This is a genomic window from Lederbergia ruris (genome assembly GCF_018332955.1).
In the GTDB taxonomy this organism is placed as follows: domain Bacteria; phylum Bacillota; class Bacilli; order Bacillales; family Bacillaceae_C; genus Lederbergia; species Lederbergia ruris.
On record NZ_BORB01000059.1, the window covers coordinates 1 to 16,809 of the forward strand.

Annotated in this window: 22 protein-coding genes; 18 read left to right on the top strand and 4 right to left on the bottom strand. The window is 36.9% G+C overall.

Annotation, left to right across the window (positions count from 1 at the left end; translation table 11 throughout):
- Positions 1-218 precede the first annotated feature (218 nt).
- A complete protein-coding gene (gene spoIIP / locus KI363_RS20235; protein WP_212967454.1) occupies positions 219-1,328 on the top strand; it encodes a stage II sporulation protein P in 1,110 nt (369 codons plus the stop codon).
- 85 nt (positions 1,329-1,413) lie between these two features.
- On the opposite strand, the gene lexA is transcribed toward spoIIP, so the two are convergent.
- Entirely contained in the window at positions 1,414-2,037 is a 624-nt protein-coding gene (gene lexA / locus KI363_RS20240) for a transcriptional repressor LexA (RefSeq protein WP_158323658.1), read from the bottom strand.
- 160 nt (positions 2,038-2,197) lie between these two features.
- Here lexA and yneA point away from each other — a divergent pair, with 160 nt between their 5' ends.
- From yneA to KI363_RS20275, 7 genes are all read left to right on the top strand, one after another.
- On the top strand, positions 2,198-2,521 hold the full coding sequence (yneA, locus tag KI363_RS20245; RefSeq protein ID WP_212967455.1) for a cell division suppressor protein YneA: 324 nt from the start codon (positions 2,198-2,200) through the stop codon (positions 2,519-2,521).
- Between the two features lie 12 nt (positions 2,522-2,533).
- Entirely contained in the window at positions 2,534-3,193 is a 660-nt protein-coding gene (locus KI363_RS20250; protein ID WP_212967456.1) for a YneB family resolvase-like protein, read from the top strand.
- Positions 3,194-3,285: 92 nt separating this feature from the next.
- Positions 3,286-3,525 carry a DUF896 domain-containing protein gene (locus KI363_RS20255; RefSeq protein WP_212967457.1) on the top strand — a complete coding sequence of 80 codons (240 nt, stop codon included), beginning with the start codon at positions 3,286-3,288 and terminating at the stop codon, positions 3,523-3,525.
- Positions 3,526-3,684: 159 nt separating this feature from the next.
- Positions 3,685-5,691 (top strand): transketolase, encoded by a 2,007-nt coding sequence (gene tkt / locus KI363_RS20260; RefSeq protein WP_212967458.1) that lies wholly within the window; start codon positions 3,685-3,687, stop codon positions 5,689-5,691.
- A gap of 249 nt (positions 5,692-5,940) precedes the next feature.
- Positions 5,941-6,378 carry a sporulation inhibitor of replication protein SirA gene (gene sirA, locus KI363_RS20265; protein ID WP_212967459.1) on the top strand — a complete coding sequence of 146 codons (438 nt, stop codon included), beginning with the start codon at positions 5,941-5,943 and terminating at the stop codon, positions 6,376-6,378.
- Between the two features lie 75 nt (positions 6,379-6,453).
- The gene (locus KI363_RS20270; protein WP_158323652.1) at positions 6,454-6,672 is read left to right on the top strand and encodes a YneF family protein; all 219 of its coding nucleotides are present in this window, start codon (positions 6,454-6,456) and stop codon (positions 6,670-6,672) included.
- A 292-nt stretch (positions 6,673-6,964) separates the two neighbouring features.
- Positions 6,965-7,675 carry a cytochrome c biogenesis CcdA family protein gene (locus KI363_RS20275; protein ID WP_212967460.1) on the top strand — a complete coding sequence of 237 codons (711 nt, stop codon included), beginning with the start codon at positions 6,965-6,967 and terminating at the stop codon, positions 7,673-7,675.
- Between the two features lie 73 nt (positions 7,676-7,748).
- Here KI363_RS20275 and KI363_RS20280 read toward each other — a convergent pair whose 3' ends face one another.
- Both KI363_RS20280 and KI363_RS20285 read right to left on the bottom strand, forming a co-directional pair.
- Positions 7,749-8,174 carry a DUF2621 domain-containing protein gene (locus KI363_RS20280; RefSeq protein WP_158323650.1) on the bottom strand — a complete coding sequence of 142 codons (426 nt, stop codon included), beginning with the start codon at positions 8,172-8,174 and terminating at the stop codon, positions 7,749-7,751.
- 199 nt (positions 8,175-8,373) lie between these two features.
- Positions 8,374-8,589, bottom strand: coding sequence for a hypothetical protein (locus KI363_RS20285; protein WP_212967461.1), 216 nt, complete (start codon positions 8,587-8,589; stop codon positions 8,374-8,376).
- Positions 8,590-8,849: 260 nt separating this feature from the next.
- Between KI363_RS20285 and KI363_RS20290 the strand changes: the two genes are divergently transcribed.
- The 3 genes from KI363_RS20290 (at position 8,850) to KI363_RS20300 (ending at position 11,033) form a co-directional block, all read left to right on the top strand.
- Complete coding sequence (locus KI363_RS20290) at positions 8,850-9,620, top strand: LysM peptidoglycan-binding and 3D domain-containing protein (protein ID WP_212967462.1); 771 nt, start codon at positions 8,850-8,852, stop codon at positions 9,618-9,620.
- A gap of 104 nt (positions 9,621-9,724) precedes the next feature.
- A complete protein-coding gene (locus KI363_RS20295) occupies positions 9,725-10,129 on the top strand; it encodes a general stress protein (RefSeq protein ID WP_191967549.1) in 405 nt (134 codons plus the stop codon).
- A gap of 322 nt (positions 10,130-10,451) precedes the next feature.
- Entirely contained in the window at positions 10,452-11,033 is a 582-nt protein-coding gene (locus KI363_RS20300) for a lytic transglycosylase domain-containing protein (protein ID WP_212967464.1), read from the top strand.
- 37 nt (positions 11,034-11,070) lie between these two features.
- On the opposite strand, the gene KI363_RS20305 is transcribed toward KI363_RS20300, so the two are convergent.
- Entirely contained in the window at positions 11,071-11,340 is a 270-nt protein-coding gene (locus KI363_RS20305; RefSeq protein WP_158323646.1) for a GlsB/YeaQ/YmgE family stress response membrane protein, read from the bottom strand.
- A 410-nt stretch (positions 11,341-11,750) separates the two neighbouring features.
- Here KI363_RS20305 and acnA point away from each other — a divergent pair, with 410 nt between their 5' ends.
- From acnA to KI363_RS20340, 7 genes are all read left to right on the top strand, one after another.
- A complete protein-coding gene (gene acnA, locus KI363_RS20310) occupies positions 11,751-14,468 on the top strand; it encodes an aconitate hydratase AcnA (protein WP_158323645.1) in 2,718 nt (905 codons plus the stop codon).
- Between the two features lie 197 nt (positions 14,469-14,665).
- Positions 14,666-14,794, top strand: coding sequence for an FbpB family small basic protein (locus tag KI363_RS20315; protein ID WP_158323644.1), 129 nt, complete (start codon positions 14,666-14,668; stop codon positions 14,792-14,794).
- A gap of 59 nt (positions 14,795-14,853) precedes the next feature.
- Complete coding sequence (locus tag KI363_RS20320) at positions 14,854-14,997, top strand: acid-soluble spore protein N (protein ID WP_158323643.1); 144 nt, start codon at positions 14,854-14,856, stop codon at positions 14,995-14,997.
- Between the two features lie 30 nt (positions 14,998-15,027).
- Positions 15,028-15,267 (top strand): small acid-soluble spore protein Tlp, encoded by a 240-nt coding sequence (gene tlp / locus KI363_RS20325; protein ID WP_158323642.1) that lies wholly within the window; start codon positions 15,028-15,030, stop codon positions 15,265-15,267.
- Positions 15,268-15,390: 123 nt separating this feature from the next.
- On the top strand, positions 15,391-15,831 hold the full coding sequence (locus tag KI363_RS20330) for an acyl-CoA thioesterase (protein WP_158323641.1): 441 nt from the start codon (positions 15,391-15,393) through the stop codon (positions 15,829-15,831).
- Complete coding sequence (locus KI363_RS20335; RefSeq protein ID WP_212967463.1) at positions 15,832-16,140, top strand: hypothetical protein; 309 nt, start codon at positions 15,832-15,834, stop codon at positions 16,138-16,140.
- A 21-nt stretch (positions 16,141-16,161) separates the two neighbouring features.
- The gene (locus KI363_RS20340; RefSeq protein WP_158323639.1) at positions 16,162-16,449 is read left to right on the top strand and encodes a HesB/YadR/YfhF family protein; all 288 of its coding nucleotides are present in this window, start codon (positions 16,162-16,164) and stop codon (positions 16,447-16,449) included.
- The last annotated feature ends 360 nt before the right edge of the window (positions 16,450-16,809 follow it).

Genomic DNA, 16,809 nt, shown 5'->3' on the forward strand with positions numbered 1-16,809 from the left:
TTTATCAAAAGGTGTCCTTTTTGTTTACTAAAATAGCGACAAAAAAAGGCGTGGGGTCTACACTTTTTAAGTGTAAGCCCCAACGCCTTAATTTTATTTACTGGAGTTTTGTCCCAGCCTCTTTTTCTGTTTATGGGGCTCTTGTAAATTTCTTTCATAGTCTAGCAAATTCTTACATAAAGATGAATAAAGCCAAATTTTATAAAGGACTGAAGTTAATGTTTCGATTTGCAGCAAAATCTACCCTAACCATCATAGCCATATTCTGTCTCACTTCAGCAATCGCCTTTTCAAGTATTAAAGTTAGCTTTTTGTCATTTCTAGGAAACGACTTATCAAGAACTGAATCATTCTTATATCTTATGAGTCTGGAAAATCACTCGCTCACCTCTGTGCTAGACACTCAGAAAGAAAGCTCTTTAGGAGAAGTGGCATTAGAATTTATGACAAATATAAATTTAACCGATATGAAAACACTGCTAATCACAGAAATTCCTGGCTTACGAGCGGTCACACCTCAAATCTTAATAGCTGGAGAAGGAACGGATTTTACGAATCTACCAATTGAATCGCCACCTCCGAAAGATTTCGATTACTGGGAAGATGAGGAAGATCATAATTCAGAACAAAATGAAGATAAAGCTGAACAAGAAAAAACAGAAGAGGATTTGACCAAAGATCCTAAAATATATATTTATCATACCCATACGTACGAATCTTTTTTCTCTATGGTCCCGAGTGCTAAGGTAGCGAATGAGACATTTCATAAAGAGAAAAATATTACACTATTAGGCAAGCGTTTAGGAAAGAAATTGAGGGAAAAAGGGGTTAACACGTTAGTAGAAAATAGGGATATACAGGCTTTGATGAGTGAAAGAAACATGCAATATGGCCAATCTTATATAGCGTCAAGAGAAGTGGCTGTAGAAGCTTTGCAGCAAAATAAGGGCATTGACCTTGTTTTTGATCTTCACAGGGATGCAGCCCGAAAAAATGCTACGACTACTGAAATAGATGGAAAATCCTATGCCAAAGTTATGTTTATCATTGGAACGGGGCATGATCATTTTGATAAAAACCTTGCTTTTGCTGATGAATTACATCAACTTCTAGGGAAAAAATATCCAACTATCTCAAGAGGAGTCAGTAAAAAACCGAAAAACAACGGAAGTAATGGAATCTACAATCAGGATCTAGCAGAAAAATCGATTGTGATTGAGATCGGGGGAATCGATAATACAGAAGAGGAATTAAATCGAACCGTTGATGCGCTAGCTGATGTAATAAGTGAGTATTATTGGGGCGAAGCGGCTGAAACGACTAAATAAAAATAAGAAAATCGGTCGATCCACTCTTCTAGTTTACTTTATAAATACACAAGCCTTAACTCAAATGCAGTTAAGGCTCGGAAGATTAATGAATAATATTTCGATAAAGACCGATCACTTTCCCTAAGATAGAAACGTCTTTTAAAATAATCGGCTCCATACTTGAGTTTTCCGGTTGGAGACGAAAATAATCTTTTTCCTTAAAGAAGCGTTTTACTGTTGCTTCGTCATCTTCTGTCATTGCCACAACAATATCATGATTATTTGCTGTTTGCTGTTGTCGAACAATGACATAGTCACCATCTAAGATCCCGGCCTCAATCATGCTTTCCCCAACAATTTCAAGCATGAAGATTTGCTCGTCATCAGGCGCTAATTGTTCAGGTAGAGGAAAATATTCTTCAATATTTTCAATGGCGGAAATAGGTAGTCCAGCAGTTACCTTACCGACAATGGGAACATTGATTGTTCTTTGGCGAGGAATATGATCTTCTTCTACCTGTAAAATCTCAATCGCTCTAGGTTTTGTTGGATCACGTCTAATTAAGCCTTTCTTTTCAAGGCGAGCAAGATGCCCATGAACCGTTGAACTTGATGCAAGTCCAACAGCCTGTCCAATTTCACGCACTGATGGGGGATATCCTTTAGTTTTAACTTCATTTTTTATGAAATCGATTATATCTTGTTGTCTCTTGGATAACTTTGTCACATGTTTCACTCTCCCTTTATAAATATATCTAATTTTATTATAGCATGAAAAAACATATACAACAAACGTAAGTTCGAAAAAGCTATTGACAACAAACGGTTGTTCCCATATAATATTTTGTATAGGAACAAACATTCTAAAGAAAGAGGAGATACTAGGCATGTTAACTTTATGGAGAAAGTACTCATTTATTATTATATTTATATTTATTACATTTCTTATGGGAATTTATATAGTAAGTAGTAAGACAAGCACGGATCAAACACATTTAACCGTAACTGTCCATGAAGGTGATTCTCTATGGTCAATCTCGAAACAATATGCGGAAGAGTACGGGATTCCAACAGCCCAATTGGTACAAATTATTGAGAAGGAAAATCAACTCTATGGAAAAGTGATTAAAAGCGGTGAACAAATTGTCATACCAGGTGAATACGTTAAATCTTCGCCTACACAACTGAGAATGGCATTAAAGGAAGAATAGGGAAGTGAAAAGATGAAGGCGCTAATCTATTGCAGAGTAAGTACAGAAAAAGATGCACAGATTACCTCTCTCCAGCGTCAGCAAGAGGAATTAGTACTGGCGGCGAAAAAGTGGAATCTAGACGTTCATTCGGTTATTTGTGATCAAGCAAGTGGCTATGATATGGAAAGACCTGGTATTTTAGATATGTTTGAAAAAATTAAAAATGACAACATTGAGGTTATTTTAATACAGGATGAAACCAGGTTAGGCAGAGGAAATGCCAAAATTGCCTTGCTTCATTGTTTAATGAAGGAAAATGTGAAAGTTTATAATCTATCTCAAAATGGGGAACTTCAACTATCTGAGGCTGACTCAATGGTCCTTAATATATTGAGTATTGTGGAAGAATATCAACGAACATTACATAATTTAAAAATTAAAAGAGGAATGAAGCGGGCTGTTGAAAAAGGCTATCGGCCTGAGAAAAATTTAAAAAACCGCGGGAATATAGAAGGGAGAGAAAGAAAAGATATTCCAATCGAGGAAATTGTACGATTACGGAAAAACAAGTTGACCTTTGCTGAAATCGCTGCAACCTTAAGGGGATTCGGTTATGATATTTCTAAGGCAACGGTCCACAGAAGATTCCAAGAGTATATGTTGCAGTCAGAAATGGAAACAAAATCATAATTGAAGTGTTTGTATAAAGGCAGATCATTTGTGATCTGTGCTTTTTTTTAGTAGGATAAGATAAATTACGCCAAGTTTAAAGGAGTTTCTTTATGCTACCAAAGGAAAAAATTTTAAGAATTAACGAATTGGCCAAGAAAGCAAAAGAATCAGGATTAACAAATGAAGAAGCGAAGGAACAAACAAAGCTTCGTGCTGAATATTTAAAGCAGTTCCGGTCCTCGATGAGGCAAACAATTGAAAATGTACGTGTTTACGATACGGAGGGCCAAGACGTAACTCCAGACAAGGTCAAACGCATCCAAGCGGGAAAAAATAAAAAACTTCATTAAGGTAGGGAATATTATTTGGTGAAGCCTGCCCAAACTTTTCAATTTTTTATCCTTCTCTTTCAATTAATAATTGTTTCAATTTTTTATCAAAAGAATTTAATGCAAGTTTTTCAAAATATGGTAGAATATAAAGCAGATTGAGCGAAAGGAAGTTGAGAAATGTTTACGAAAGAAGATCAATTAGCAATAAATACAATTCGAACATTGTCCATCGATGCGATTGAAAAAGCTAATTCAGGACATCCTGGTTTACCAATGGGTGCGGCTCCTATGGCTTACACGTTATGGACAAGGTTTATGGATCATAATCCAAAAAATCCTGCCTGGTTTAACCGTGATCGTTTTGTGTTATCAGCAGGGCACGGCTCCATGCTACTTTATAGTTTGTTGCATCTATCAGGTTATGGTGTAGAAATGGAAGATCTTAAAAATTTCCGCCAATGGGGAAGTAGAACACCAGGACATCCAGAATATGGTCATACTCCAGGTGTGGAAGCTACTACAGGGCCACTTGGACAAGGAATTGCAATGGCTGTTGGGATGGCCATGGCAGAAAAGCATTTAGCTGCTACCTATAATCAAGATGGTTATAATTTGGTAGATCATTATACATATGCATTATGTGGTGACGGCGATTTGATGGAAGGTGTCTCATCAGAGGCAGTTTCCCTAGCAGGTCATCTAAAATTAGGAAAAATGATCTTATTATATGACTCTAATGACATCACTCTTGATGGAGAGCTTGATAAATCTTTCTCTGAAAATGTAGGAGATCGTTTTAAAGCATATGGCTGGCAATATTTAAGAGTAGAAGACGGCAATAATCTAGAAGAAATTGCGAAAGCTTTGGAAGAAGCAAAAGCTGAAACATCGAAACCAACTTTGATTGAAGTCAAAACGGTTATTGGCTATGGTTCTCCGAATAAATCAGGGAAATCAGCTGTTCACGGTGCACCATTAGGCGAGGACGAAATGAAGTTAACGAAAGAATATTATAAATGGACATATGAAGAAGATTTCCATGTCCCAGCTGAAGTCTATGAATTATTCGAAAAAACGATTATTCAAAATGGACAAGCAAAAGAATCTGAGTGGGAAAAACTTTTAGCAAAATATAAGGAAGCTCACCCAGAACTAGCTAGCCAATTTGAACAAGCCATTGCTGGAAAACTTCCCGAAAATTGGGATCAGGACATTCCTGTCTATGAGGAAGGAACAAGCTTGGCGACAAGAGCATCAAGCAGTGAGGTTTTAAATGCGATTGCTAAAAACACACCTACACTTATTGGTGGGGCAGCTGACTTGGCTGGATCAAATAAAACGATGATCTCTGATTCCTCTGATTATAGTGCGGATAACTATTCAGGAAGAAACATTTGGTTTGGGGTGAGAGAATTCGGAATGGGTGCGGCCATGAATGGAATGGTGCTCCATGGCGGACTAAATGTCTTTGGCGGAACCTTCTTTGTATTCTCTGATTATCTACGTCCTGCTATTCGTCTAGCCGCTTTAATGGAATTACCTGTTACGTATGTCTTTACACATGACAGTATTGCGGTTGGAGAAGATGGACCAACTCACGAACCAATTGAACAGCTAGCTTCCTTACGTGCTATGCCTGGTCTTTCAGTCATCAGACCAGCAGATGGTAACGAAACGGCAGCAGCTTGGCGTGCAGCATTAAATTCGAAGCATCAACCAACAGCTCTCGTTCTAACAAGACAGAACCTGACAACAATGTCTGGAACCATTCATGGAGCGACTGAAGGGGTAGAAAAAGGAGCTTACGTTGTTTCACCTGCAAAAGAGGAAAATGTAGACCTTCTCCTTCTAGCAACAGGTTCAGAAGTAAACTTGGCTGTCGAATCCCAGCAAGCATTAGCTGAAAAAGGAATCCAAGCAACAGTTGTAAGTATGCCTTCATGGGATCGTTTTGAAAAGCAATCCAAAGAATATAAAGAATCTGTATTGCCTTCTTCTGTTAAAAAGCGCCTAGCGATTGAAATGGGCTCCTCTTTCGGATGGGAAAGATACACTGGTGATGAGGGAGCAGTGATTGGAATCGATAAATTTGGTGCTTCAGCTCCAGGGGAAAAAGTAATGGCAGAATACGGATTTACGGTTGAAAATGTCGTAGCTCAAGTTGAAAAATTACTAAATCGCTAATCTTGAACAACTTGTAATTGGATAAATGGATAAAAGAGAGGGAACTCCCTCTCTTTTTTTAATAAAAGGTAGGAAAATAAAAAAATTGGTTACTACCCGGACTAACTCGGTTCTTAGTGAAAATACCTTACTGATTTAATTGTCTTATAAAAAACTTAAAAGTTTTTCTGAATATAACAACATTAGACAAAAATTTTAAAAAACCTCATCTATAATAGATTAAAAATAGGGCTGAGGAGTGAAGGGATCATGAGAATTTATTTAATTTACTTAATAGAAGATGAATTTGCCGAATATTTCTATGGACGGGAAAATAAGATTGTCGAATTGTTCAGAGCAGAGAAACAATCAAATGGCGATTTATTAGAAACTATTAGAAAACAAATTAAATACATAACGAGACCATTGCCTTATTTAGATCTACACAAACATTTATCACACTCGGTGGAAAAAAGAGAGTTTTTTATCAAAGGAAAAACATACTGTAAAGAATATAGTCACAAAAAAGATGGAGCAGAATTATCGATTGGAGAACGTTTTTTACAATTAAAAGCTTGGGGCGGATATGATAGTGAGTCTAGCTTTTTTGAAGCTTTACGCAAATTTGATGGCAGGTTTTTAGCGATGGATATGAAACATAACCATTATGGCTGGGTGAAGCCCATAAAAGAAAGAAAATATGTATAAAATAGTTGGCCATTATTGTATAATATTCAAGGATTTAGTAAACTGAATGATAGACAACTTGAAGGAGGATCACATATGTGGTGGCAATTTGTGCTAACGGGCTTCTTATGCCTATTGGGAGGACTAGCCCTCGGCTTTTTCATAGCCCGAAAATATATGATGGATTATTTAAAGAAAAATCCACCAATCAATGAGCAAATGTTAAAAATGATGATGATGCAGATGGGAATGAAACCTTCGCAAAAGAAAATCAATCAAATGATGAACGCGATGAATAAGCAGATGGATAAGTAAACGTTGATACAACAACGTTTCTAACACTTTAGGAATTTATTCATTCGCTTCAAAATAACCGTTTGGTTAATTTTTCTCAAACCACTTTTTCTGACAGAAAAATCAAGCAGAAGGAGTGGTTTTTCATGTTTTAATGGGTTTTGGTTTCATCATCTTAACCATTTACGAGTCAGCTATATGTTCATTATTTTGTAACGAATAGCCTTTTTGACATATTGTTCACAGCATCTTGATGCCTATGGGACGGATTATTTGGTAGAATGGAATCAAATTCATATGGGAGTTGCATGCTATGTCTGGTGATATTAATTTATTCCTTGCTTTTGGGGCAGGTTTTTTAAGCTTTATTTCGCCATGCTGTCTACCTTTATATCCTGCCTTTTTATCGTATATTACAGGAATGTCTGTCAGTGAAATAAAAAGTGAAAATGCGATGTTTAAGCGCCGAAGTATGTTACATACGCTTTTTTTCTTGTTAGGCTTTTCCGTTATTTTCATTGTCCTTGGTTTTAGTTCAACCTTGATATACAACTTATTTTATCAATACAAGGATTTAATTAGACAAATTGGCGCAATCCTTATTGTGTTTTTTGGTTTGGTAATCACAGGCGTCATTTCTTTTGATTTTATGATGAAGGAAAAACGATTTGAATTTAAAAATCGGCCAGCAGGTTATCTTGGTTCCTCCTTGATTGGAATGGCGTTTGCGGCTGGCTGGACACCTTGTACGGGTCCCATTCTATTTGCAGTTTTTGGTTTAATTGGCACTAACCCCAATGCTGGCGTCATTTATATGATCGCCTATACATTAGGCTTTGCGATTCCTTTCTTCGTCCTATCGTTTTTTATTGGTCGAATGAATTGGATCCGAAAACATAATATAAAAATCATGAAAATCGGCGGGATTATCATGATTTTAGTCGGAATCTTACTTTTCTTTGATGGCTTGACCTATATAACAGGACTGTTTCAATTGCTTTTCGGTGATTTTGTAGGTTTTTAATTGTATAAAAAATAGGTTTGAACCAAATTTGATTCAAACCTATTTTTTCTGTTTCCTCGAAGAACAAACTGCTCTAAAAAAGATGTTCATAAGGAGTAATATCAATATTTAATTCCTCTAACTTTTTTCTCAAAAATTTATGGTCACGTTTAGGAGTAGCGAGGATATAGCCTCTTATTATTACATCTAAATCGATCTTTTTCACCTTTTCTTGTAAAGCCAATTCCCCGATTTTCCCAGCAATTTTTTGTCTAGCCACATCGCGAAATAACTCGGGTACAGGACTGACTAATTCATCAAGCAGAGCCATTTTATCAGGTGTCCATAATTTTTTCGTTTTTTTAACGAAGTATTCTTCCCAATCTAGGTCTGATTTTCCGTCTTCCTTAGGCAAACGCTTAAGGAACTTTCTAAACATAAAAAATCCACCTATCCCCATAAAAGTGATAAGGAAAACAACCCAGAATAGTATAAACCATAAAAACCAACCGTGAAGCATGTTTTCACCCCTTACTAGCCCATAGCGTACATCATTCTACTAATTATAGCGAATATAAAATTATAAAAACAAGCACTTAGATTGTTTGTTGAAATAAATTCTTAATTATACTTGATCTTCCAATAAAAGAAAATCCGCTTTGCATTTAGAAAATAAATGCAAGGCGGATTTTTAATTTTCTCTTTTAATATTTCATTGGTTACTGTTTAATAAAAGAACTGAATAAGGTGAATAGTCCTTTTAGAATAATAGCTGCTGCGAATAGTAAAATCAATACTACGGACATGGTCATTAAGATACCCGCTACGGGCCCAAGCATGCCTGATACATTCGGGATAAACAATAAGCCGATTACAGCAAATCCAGCTAATATACTAGCAAAATATATAGGGATTTTGCTTTCGAGTAACGTCATAATGATCCCTCCTTATCCTATTTTACGTTTGAATGGATTGATTTGTGTCGGCGCAAAAATCGTTTGGGCGGCAAACAAGGGATGGACTATACTCATAGATAATGAATGCCATACCAGTGTTTTAACGTGATAAACAGATTTCAGGCCCTGAAATAGGATTGTAAAGAAATGAACATTGCTTTGTTACTGGCTTGTTATAATCCTCTGTTAGGATAAGACATGTTAGTTCAATTGGGGCTAACAAAAAGGAGGATATAAATATGAAAAAGTCTTTAATCGCCATGGCAGCCGCCATTACTGTTACAGGTATTGGGGTAAACAGTGTTTCAGCGGCTACATACGAGGTCCAAGAAGGTGACAGCTTATGGAGTATATCACATAATGAAGGGACAACAGTCGACCACTTAAAAGAGCTAAATAATTTATCATCCGACATCATTCTACCTAATCAAACATTAGCATTAGATGCTCAAGGAGCAGAAGAAATATATAAAGTAGAGGCTGGAGATTCTCTTTGGGATATTTCCCGTACCTATAATGTAACGATTAAGCAATTAAAAGAGTGGAATGAACTTGATGGAGATACGATTCATCCCGGACAAGAACTTCATATCCAAGTGAATAATAAGGTGGTCGAAAATAATCAGCCGCAACAAAAAGAATCAAAGGCTGTTCCCGCTCAATCCCAAAAAGTTGAACAAACGAAAGCTGAACCGGTGCAGACTGATAACGAGCCTGCTGGAAAAGAAATGACAGTTACAGCCACAGCCTATACAGCTTCTTGTAATGGTTGCTCAGGTGTGACTGCAACAGGAATTGATCTTAAGAAAAAACCAGATCAAAAAGTCATCGCCGTTGATCCAAAGGTCATTCCATTGGGATCAAAAGTACATGTTGAAGGATATGGTACTGCTGTGGCAGGTGATACCGGGGGAGCTATTAAAGGAAATAAGATCGATATATTTATGCCAGCTAAAGCAGATGCCACTAAATTTGGTGTCCGCTCTGTAAAAATAAAAGTTCTTGATTAAATAATTAGACTGTCAAAAAGTGATTCCTACTTCACTTTTTGACAGTCTTTTTTGTTTCATTTATAGATTCTATGGGTATTCTAGAAAAAAAGGAGGCTAATCATATGGACACTTCTAAAGTGGTGGGTGTTTTTGACAGTGAAAATGAAGTGATTGAAGAAATAAAGAAATATGAAGAAAAAGGTGTAAAGAGGAGCAATTTTTCCGTGCTGGCTAGGGATGACAAAAAAACGGAATATTTAACGGATAAAATGGATGTAGATGATGAAAGCTCAAGTGGGCCATTTGGTTTTTTAAGTGGATTTTTAGCTGGTGCTGGTACGGCAGCCGGAATTCCAACTGGGACTGGCACAGGAACAGGATGGACATCCGGCGCTGGAGTATTAGCTATAGGACCGATCGTTACGGGGCTCCAGGAAGGATCTACGTATGATTGGGGAAATAACCTCCCAGATGAGTATATTGAAGAACTCGATCGTGGGAAAATTCTCCTTTTATTAAAGGAGTAAAGGAAGTAAGATTTTTTAAGATCACAAAATAGACTTTTCTTCATACATGAAGAGGGTCTATTTTTTCGTAAAGGGATATTTAAAAAAATTGCTTTTTTGAATCACTTTGTTTAGAGTAAAATAAGTTGTTTTTTTTAATGTTTTTGGGTAGACAAAAAGCAGGCTTTTAAACAAATAGTAAATCCCATTGCCCTGGATGTTGACATGTTTTTATTTCCACCAAATTACGTACGATGTTAAGGAGAATACGTGTTTGAATAAAGTGTATAAAAATAAAAAGACAAAAAAGACGAAGCAATCAATCAGAAGAAGAATTGTGTTAATGGTTGTCCTGCTCCCTATCATTCTAATTACGGGTATGATTTTTTATATTGGTCATTTATATAGTGAAAATAACCAAGGATCTGAGCAACCACTTATACCAGAAGAATTTATTCCGATTTATAAAGCGGCCGAGCAAGAATTCGGGGTGCCCTGGTATTTATTAGCTGCTCATCATCGAGTAGAAACAATTTTTTCAACTATGGACCCTATGTTATCACCTGCAGGAGCAGAAGGCCCAATGCAGTTTATGCCATGTACGTTTGTCGGGTGGAGTCATCCGAGTTGTGATGGTCTAGGAGAGGGAGATATTCCAGAAAAAGACAAAGTAGATCCAAACATTATAAAAAAGTACAATGGTTATGGAATAGATGCGAATGGTGATGGGAAAGCCGATCCTTGGGATGTAGAAGATGCTATTTTTAGTGCGGCTAATTTTTTAGCCCATTCAGGTGCTGCAGAGGGAGAATTTGAAAAAGCGATCTTTACTTATAATCATAGTGATCAATATGTAGACGATGTCCTTTACTACATGAATTTATATAAGGAAAAATATCATACCGAAGATGACATTAAACCTTAAAAAAACCGGGAGTTTATTCTCCCGGTTTTTAATCTGATTAGGCATTGTCTCTGTCTCTTCCTCTAGAAACAGCTCCAAGAATTAAGCTCACAATAAAGACAAGAATCAATGATCCAATTAAGGCAGGTACAATCGCCATTCCGGCTATCTGTGGTCCCCAGTCTCCAAACAAAGCTCCACCGATCCAAGCCCCAATAATCCCGGCGATTATATTTCCAATGATCCCACCAGGGATATTCTTTCCGAGAATTAAACTTGCAATCCAGCCAATTATCCCACCAATGATTAGATATAAAAGAAAGCTCATTATATTCATCTCCTTTGGAATGTTAATTAAACTTACGAACTTGTTTTTATTATGACCGAAAAGGTTGAGGATAAACATATTGGAGGAATTTGGAAAATAATGTTCATTAAGGAATAAACAATAATAAAGCTCAATGTTCGTTGTCGGGTTTACTTCGATTAATATTAAATTTATAGTATTCTCCAAAAAATCATTTTTATTCCAATCCCTACTTTTTTTTGATATGATGGACAGTGGCTTGGATTTTGGATTCTTTTATAAGGCCATAAGTTTTATTTATTGAAAACCATAACTTTCTTAATATTTACTTATAACAATAATTATTATAAGATAATATTGAGGAGAAATTAGCGGTTTTAAGCCTATTTAGAACAAGTAGGTTTGGTGAATTTGGAAATGGGGGTATTCTTGTGGGAAAACAATCGAAAAATGATGTTTTTAAAGCGCGTTCTTCCTTTGAGTTGAACGGTAAACGGTATAATTATTACCGATTATCGGCTTTAGACGATGCAGGTGTAGCTAAAGTAGGACGTCTGCCATACTCGATTAAGGTATTGTTAGAGTCCGTACTTCGTCAAATGGATGGACGGGTGATCAAACAATCACATGTTGAAGATTTAGCAAAATGGGCAGAAGATAGCGAAGTGACAGGAGAAGTTCCATTTAAGCCATCTCGTGTTATTTTACAGGACTTTACAGGAGTTCCAGCCGTAGTTGACCTTGCTTCCCTTAGAAAAGCAATGTCTGACATGGGCGGAGATGCTGAAAAGATTAATCCGGAAATCCCTGTAGACTTAGTGATTGACCACTCTGTACAGGTTGATTCTTACGGAACACCAGAAGCATTGCAAACAAATATGGATTTTGAATTCGAAAGAAATGCTGAACGTTATGAATTTTTAAGCTGGGCACAAAAAGCATTTGAAAATTACCGTGCCGTACCACCTGCTACAGGTATTGTTCACCAAGTAAACCTTGAGTATTTAGCGAATGTGGTACATGCTGTTGAAACTCCTGACGGAGACTTTGATGCGTATCCAGATACGCTAGTGGGTACAGACTCCCATACAACCATGATTAATGGTGTAGGTGTGCTTGGATGGGGTGTAGGTGGAATTGAAGCTGAAGCAGGTATGCTTGGTCAACCATCTTATTTTCCAATTCCAGAAGTAGTTGGAGTTAAATTAACGGGCGAGTTACCAAATGGTGCAACAGCGACTGATTTGGCTTTAAAGGTTACACAAGTTCTTCGTTCACATGGCGTTGTAGGGAAATTTGTTGAATTCTATGGTCCTGGGGTCGCAAGTTTACCATTAGCAGATCGCGCGACGATTGCGAATATGGCTCCAGAATATGGTGCAACATGTGGATTTTTCCCGGTAGATAATGAAACTTTAAATTATTTACGTCTTACTGGTCGTCCAGAAGAACAAATCCAACTAGTTGAAACATATTTAAAAGAAAATGATATGTTCTTTACAGTGGATAAAGAGGATCCAGTTTACAAAGATATCGTAGAATTAGATCTCTCTGAAATCGAAGCGAATCTTTCTGGTCCAAAACGTCCTCAGGATTTGATTCCACTATCAAAAATGAAATCTTCTTTTGAAGTTGCTCTTCAAGCTCCTGCTGGAAATCAAGGCTTTGGCTTGACTGCAAAAGAAATAGATAAAGAAGCAACGGTTAAATTTAATAACGGCGATGAAACTACGATGAAGACAGGGGCAGTAGCGATCGCAGCCATTACAAGTTGTACAAATACATCTAACCCTTACGTTATGCTTGGTGCCGGGCTACTTGCGAAAAAAGCGGTTGAAAAAGGTTTAGAAGTACCGAAGTATGTCAAAACATCGCTTGCTCCGGGCTCAAAAGTTGTAACAGGTTACTTGCGTGATGCAGGACTTATGCCGTTTCTTTCTAAACTAGGTTTTGACCTGGTTGGTTACGGATGTACAACATGTATTGGGAACTCAGGGCCTTTGAAAGAGGAAATTGAAAAGGCCATTATGGATAATGATCTGCTGGTTACTTCTGTTCTTTCAGGTAACCGGAACTTTGAGGGGCGCATCCATCCACTGGTGCGAGGAAACTACTTAGCTTCACCTCCACTTGTTGTTGCTTATGCCCTTGCAGGTACGGTCGATATTGATCTAAATAATGAACCGCTTGGAAAAGATAAAAATGGAAACGATGTGTTCATGAAGGATATCTGGCCTTCAAAAGAGGAAATAGCTGAAACTGTACGTAACACCGTTACACCTGAACTATTCCGTAAAGAATATGAGCATGTTTTTGATGATAACAAGCGTTGGAATGAAATTAAAACAAGTAACGATCCATTGTACAAATGGAATAATGATTCAACCTATATTCAAAATCCACCTTTCTTTGAGGACTTGTCAAATGGCTTAGAAACAGTAAAACCACTTACTGGTCTACGAGTGGTTGGAAAATTCGGGGACTCCGTGACAACGGACCATATTTCTCCTGCTGGAGCGATTGGGAAAGATACACCAGCTGGAAAATATTTGATCGATAAAGGTGTAAAACCACGTGACTTTAACTCTTATGGTTCTCGTCGGGGTAACCATGAAGTCATGATGCGCGGAACTTTTGCTAATATTCGGATCCGCAATCAAATTGCTCCAGGTACAGAGGGCGGTTTCACGACTTATTGGCCTACAGACGAAGTCATGCCTATTTATGATGCATGCATGCGTTATAAAGAAGAAGACACAGGCCTAGTTATTCTTGCAGGGAAAGACTATGGTATGGGATCTTCTCGTGACTGGGCAGCCAAGGGGACAAATCTTCTAGGAATTAAAACAGTAATTGCTGAAAGCTTTGAAAGAATTCACCGTTCGAATTTGGCTATGATGGGTGTATTACCACTCCAGTTCAAAAAAGGCGAAAATGCCGAAACTCTTGGCTTAACTGGAAAAGAAGTTATCAATGTACATGTTGATGAAACAGTTAAACCACGTGATATTATTAAAGTAACAGCCGTAGCTGAAGATGGAACGAAGAAGGAATTCGAAGCAATGGTTCGCTTTGATTCGGAAGTAGAAATTGACTACTACCGCAATGGAGGAATCTTACAACTTGTTCTTCGCGGGAAACTTGCTTAATAGTTGGATCTTTCCGCTGAAAATCGCCCACGTCCTGTGGGCAACGCGGGAGTCAGTACATCCCGTACAAGAAAGCACTTTGTCAAAAGTTTTAAGACAAAGTGTTTTCTTTAAAAAACAAAAGTTTGAAAATTTGGTTTAGTCAGTCGCCTTTTTGTAAATAGTAATAAGAGGAAATCGTGAGGGAGTGATACATAGTGAGAAAAATACGTAGAAAATCTTTTTCTGATCTTGTACAAGAAAATAAACAAGCATTGATTAACGATTCAAAAGCAATTGAAAAAATAGAAGCTAAATTGGAAGAAAAGCACACAAAAAGAGCGTAAATAATCCTCATAAATCTTCCCCATTCCGTTAAAGCTATGATGGAAAGGGGGAGAAAAAAATGAGTAAATCAAAACATAGTCAGCAAAACTTTACTCCAGATCATCTCGGAGAAAAAAGTGTGGCAATTGATGCCAATAAAGGAAAAAAGATGGCCAATAAAACAAATAAAAGTCCTGATGTAATACAAACTAAAGGGGAATAAATATTACATTGACAGAAAGGGTGTTTTATTTTGGCAAACGATAAATATCAACCTAAACCAGATGATCGCAGTGATAATGTGGAGAAATTACAAGAGATGATCCACAATACTATCGACAATATGGAAGAAGCAGAAGCAACAATGGAATTTTCTGATGGAGAACAAAGAGAGAAAATTTCCAAGAAAAATGAAAAAAGACGACAAAGTCTTGAGGGTATGCGTGAAGAATTAAAAGATGAAGCGGCGGCACAAGAAAACCAATATAAGTAATCAACAAAAACCGGCTTAAAGGCCGGTTTTTTCTTGGAAAGATACTATAATCAAATCCATATTCTTTTTAGAAAATGAAGCAATGTGATAAAATGAACATAAGGAAAAAGAAGGTGATAGTAGATGTTTGTGTCAGAAACGAATCTAGAGGTTCGATATGCTGAAACAGATCAAATGGGAATTGTGTACCATGCAAATTATCTTGTTTGGATGGAAATTGGCAGAACAAAACTAATTGAGGATTTAGGGTTTCGTTATACAGAAATGGAAGAGGACGGAATTTTAGCTCCGGTCGTTGACATTCAAGTGTCCTACCATAAGCCTGTTAAATATGGTCAGCCAGTTAAAATTAGAACGTGGATTGAAGAATATAATGGTCTTAGGACAACTTATGGTTATGAGATTTATACAAATAATAAGGATTTGGCTGTAACTGGTTTTTCAAAACACGTATGTGTGAAGAAGGATAGTTTTAAACCTGTTTCCCTACGAAAGCTTTATCCAGATTGGCACACTACTTATTTAAAAGCAAAAAAAGATCCTGAAGTAGAAGGAAATCAATAAATGGCGTTTGGGATAACAAAAACCGAATTAAAGCATTGGAAGCAGGCAATTGATCAAGGGAAAATAGCCTTTCTAACACATTATTGGATAGATGATCGCTTTCCTCAATGCAAGTCCGTGACAAAAGTAGGTTGTCGCGATTTGGTGAAATTGGCTAAATGGGGAAAAGATTATCAATTAAAAGAAGAATGGATTCACCACCGCAAAGATGGTTATTCTCATTTTGATTTACTTGGAGAGAAACAGATAGAAGTTTTGAAAAAAGAAGGTTTGCTTGATCAGGTAAAAGAAAAAATACAAATAGATTAAAACGTGAGCGGAGGGTTAGAAATGGAAATCAAATTAACCGATAGAGCGGCAGAATGGTTTGAATCGGAATTGTTTTTACATACAGGTGATTTTGTCCGTTTCTATGTTCGTTATGGTGGATCAAGCCCGATTCAACAAGGCTTCTCTTTAGGTGTGAATAAGGAAGAACCAATGGATCCAGGCATAGAAATGAATAAAAACGGAATTACCTATTTTATTGAAACACGTGACATCTGGTATTTTGATGAATATGATCTACACGTTGATTATGATGAAAAGCAAGATGAACCAATTTATGAATATAAATAGTAGGGATGAATGTAAAACGTCCTTTAAAAATATGAAAAAGCGCATATCTGGAATTTTCCCAGGTATGCGCTTATCTATTTAGAAAACATAAATTGATTGAACTCTTTCTGCGTATGGTCAGTAAAACCTTTTTCGTTTGCTTGATCAATCGGGTATACTCGATAATTTTTAAATTGTTTACTGGCAGTAAATGTAGGATGGAACTTAACATCTTTAATCGTTGTATAGCTACGTGTTTAGTGCAAAATAAAAGTTAAGAGAATTGCAACCAAAATGTTAGAAGGTTGCACAAAAATAAAAGGCTTGCCAGCCCTCTCAAAATACCCTACCGTTATTGGTGTCGAATCAACTAATGGTGGG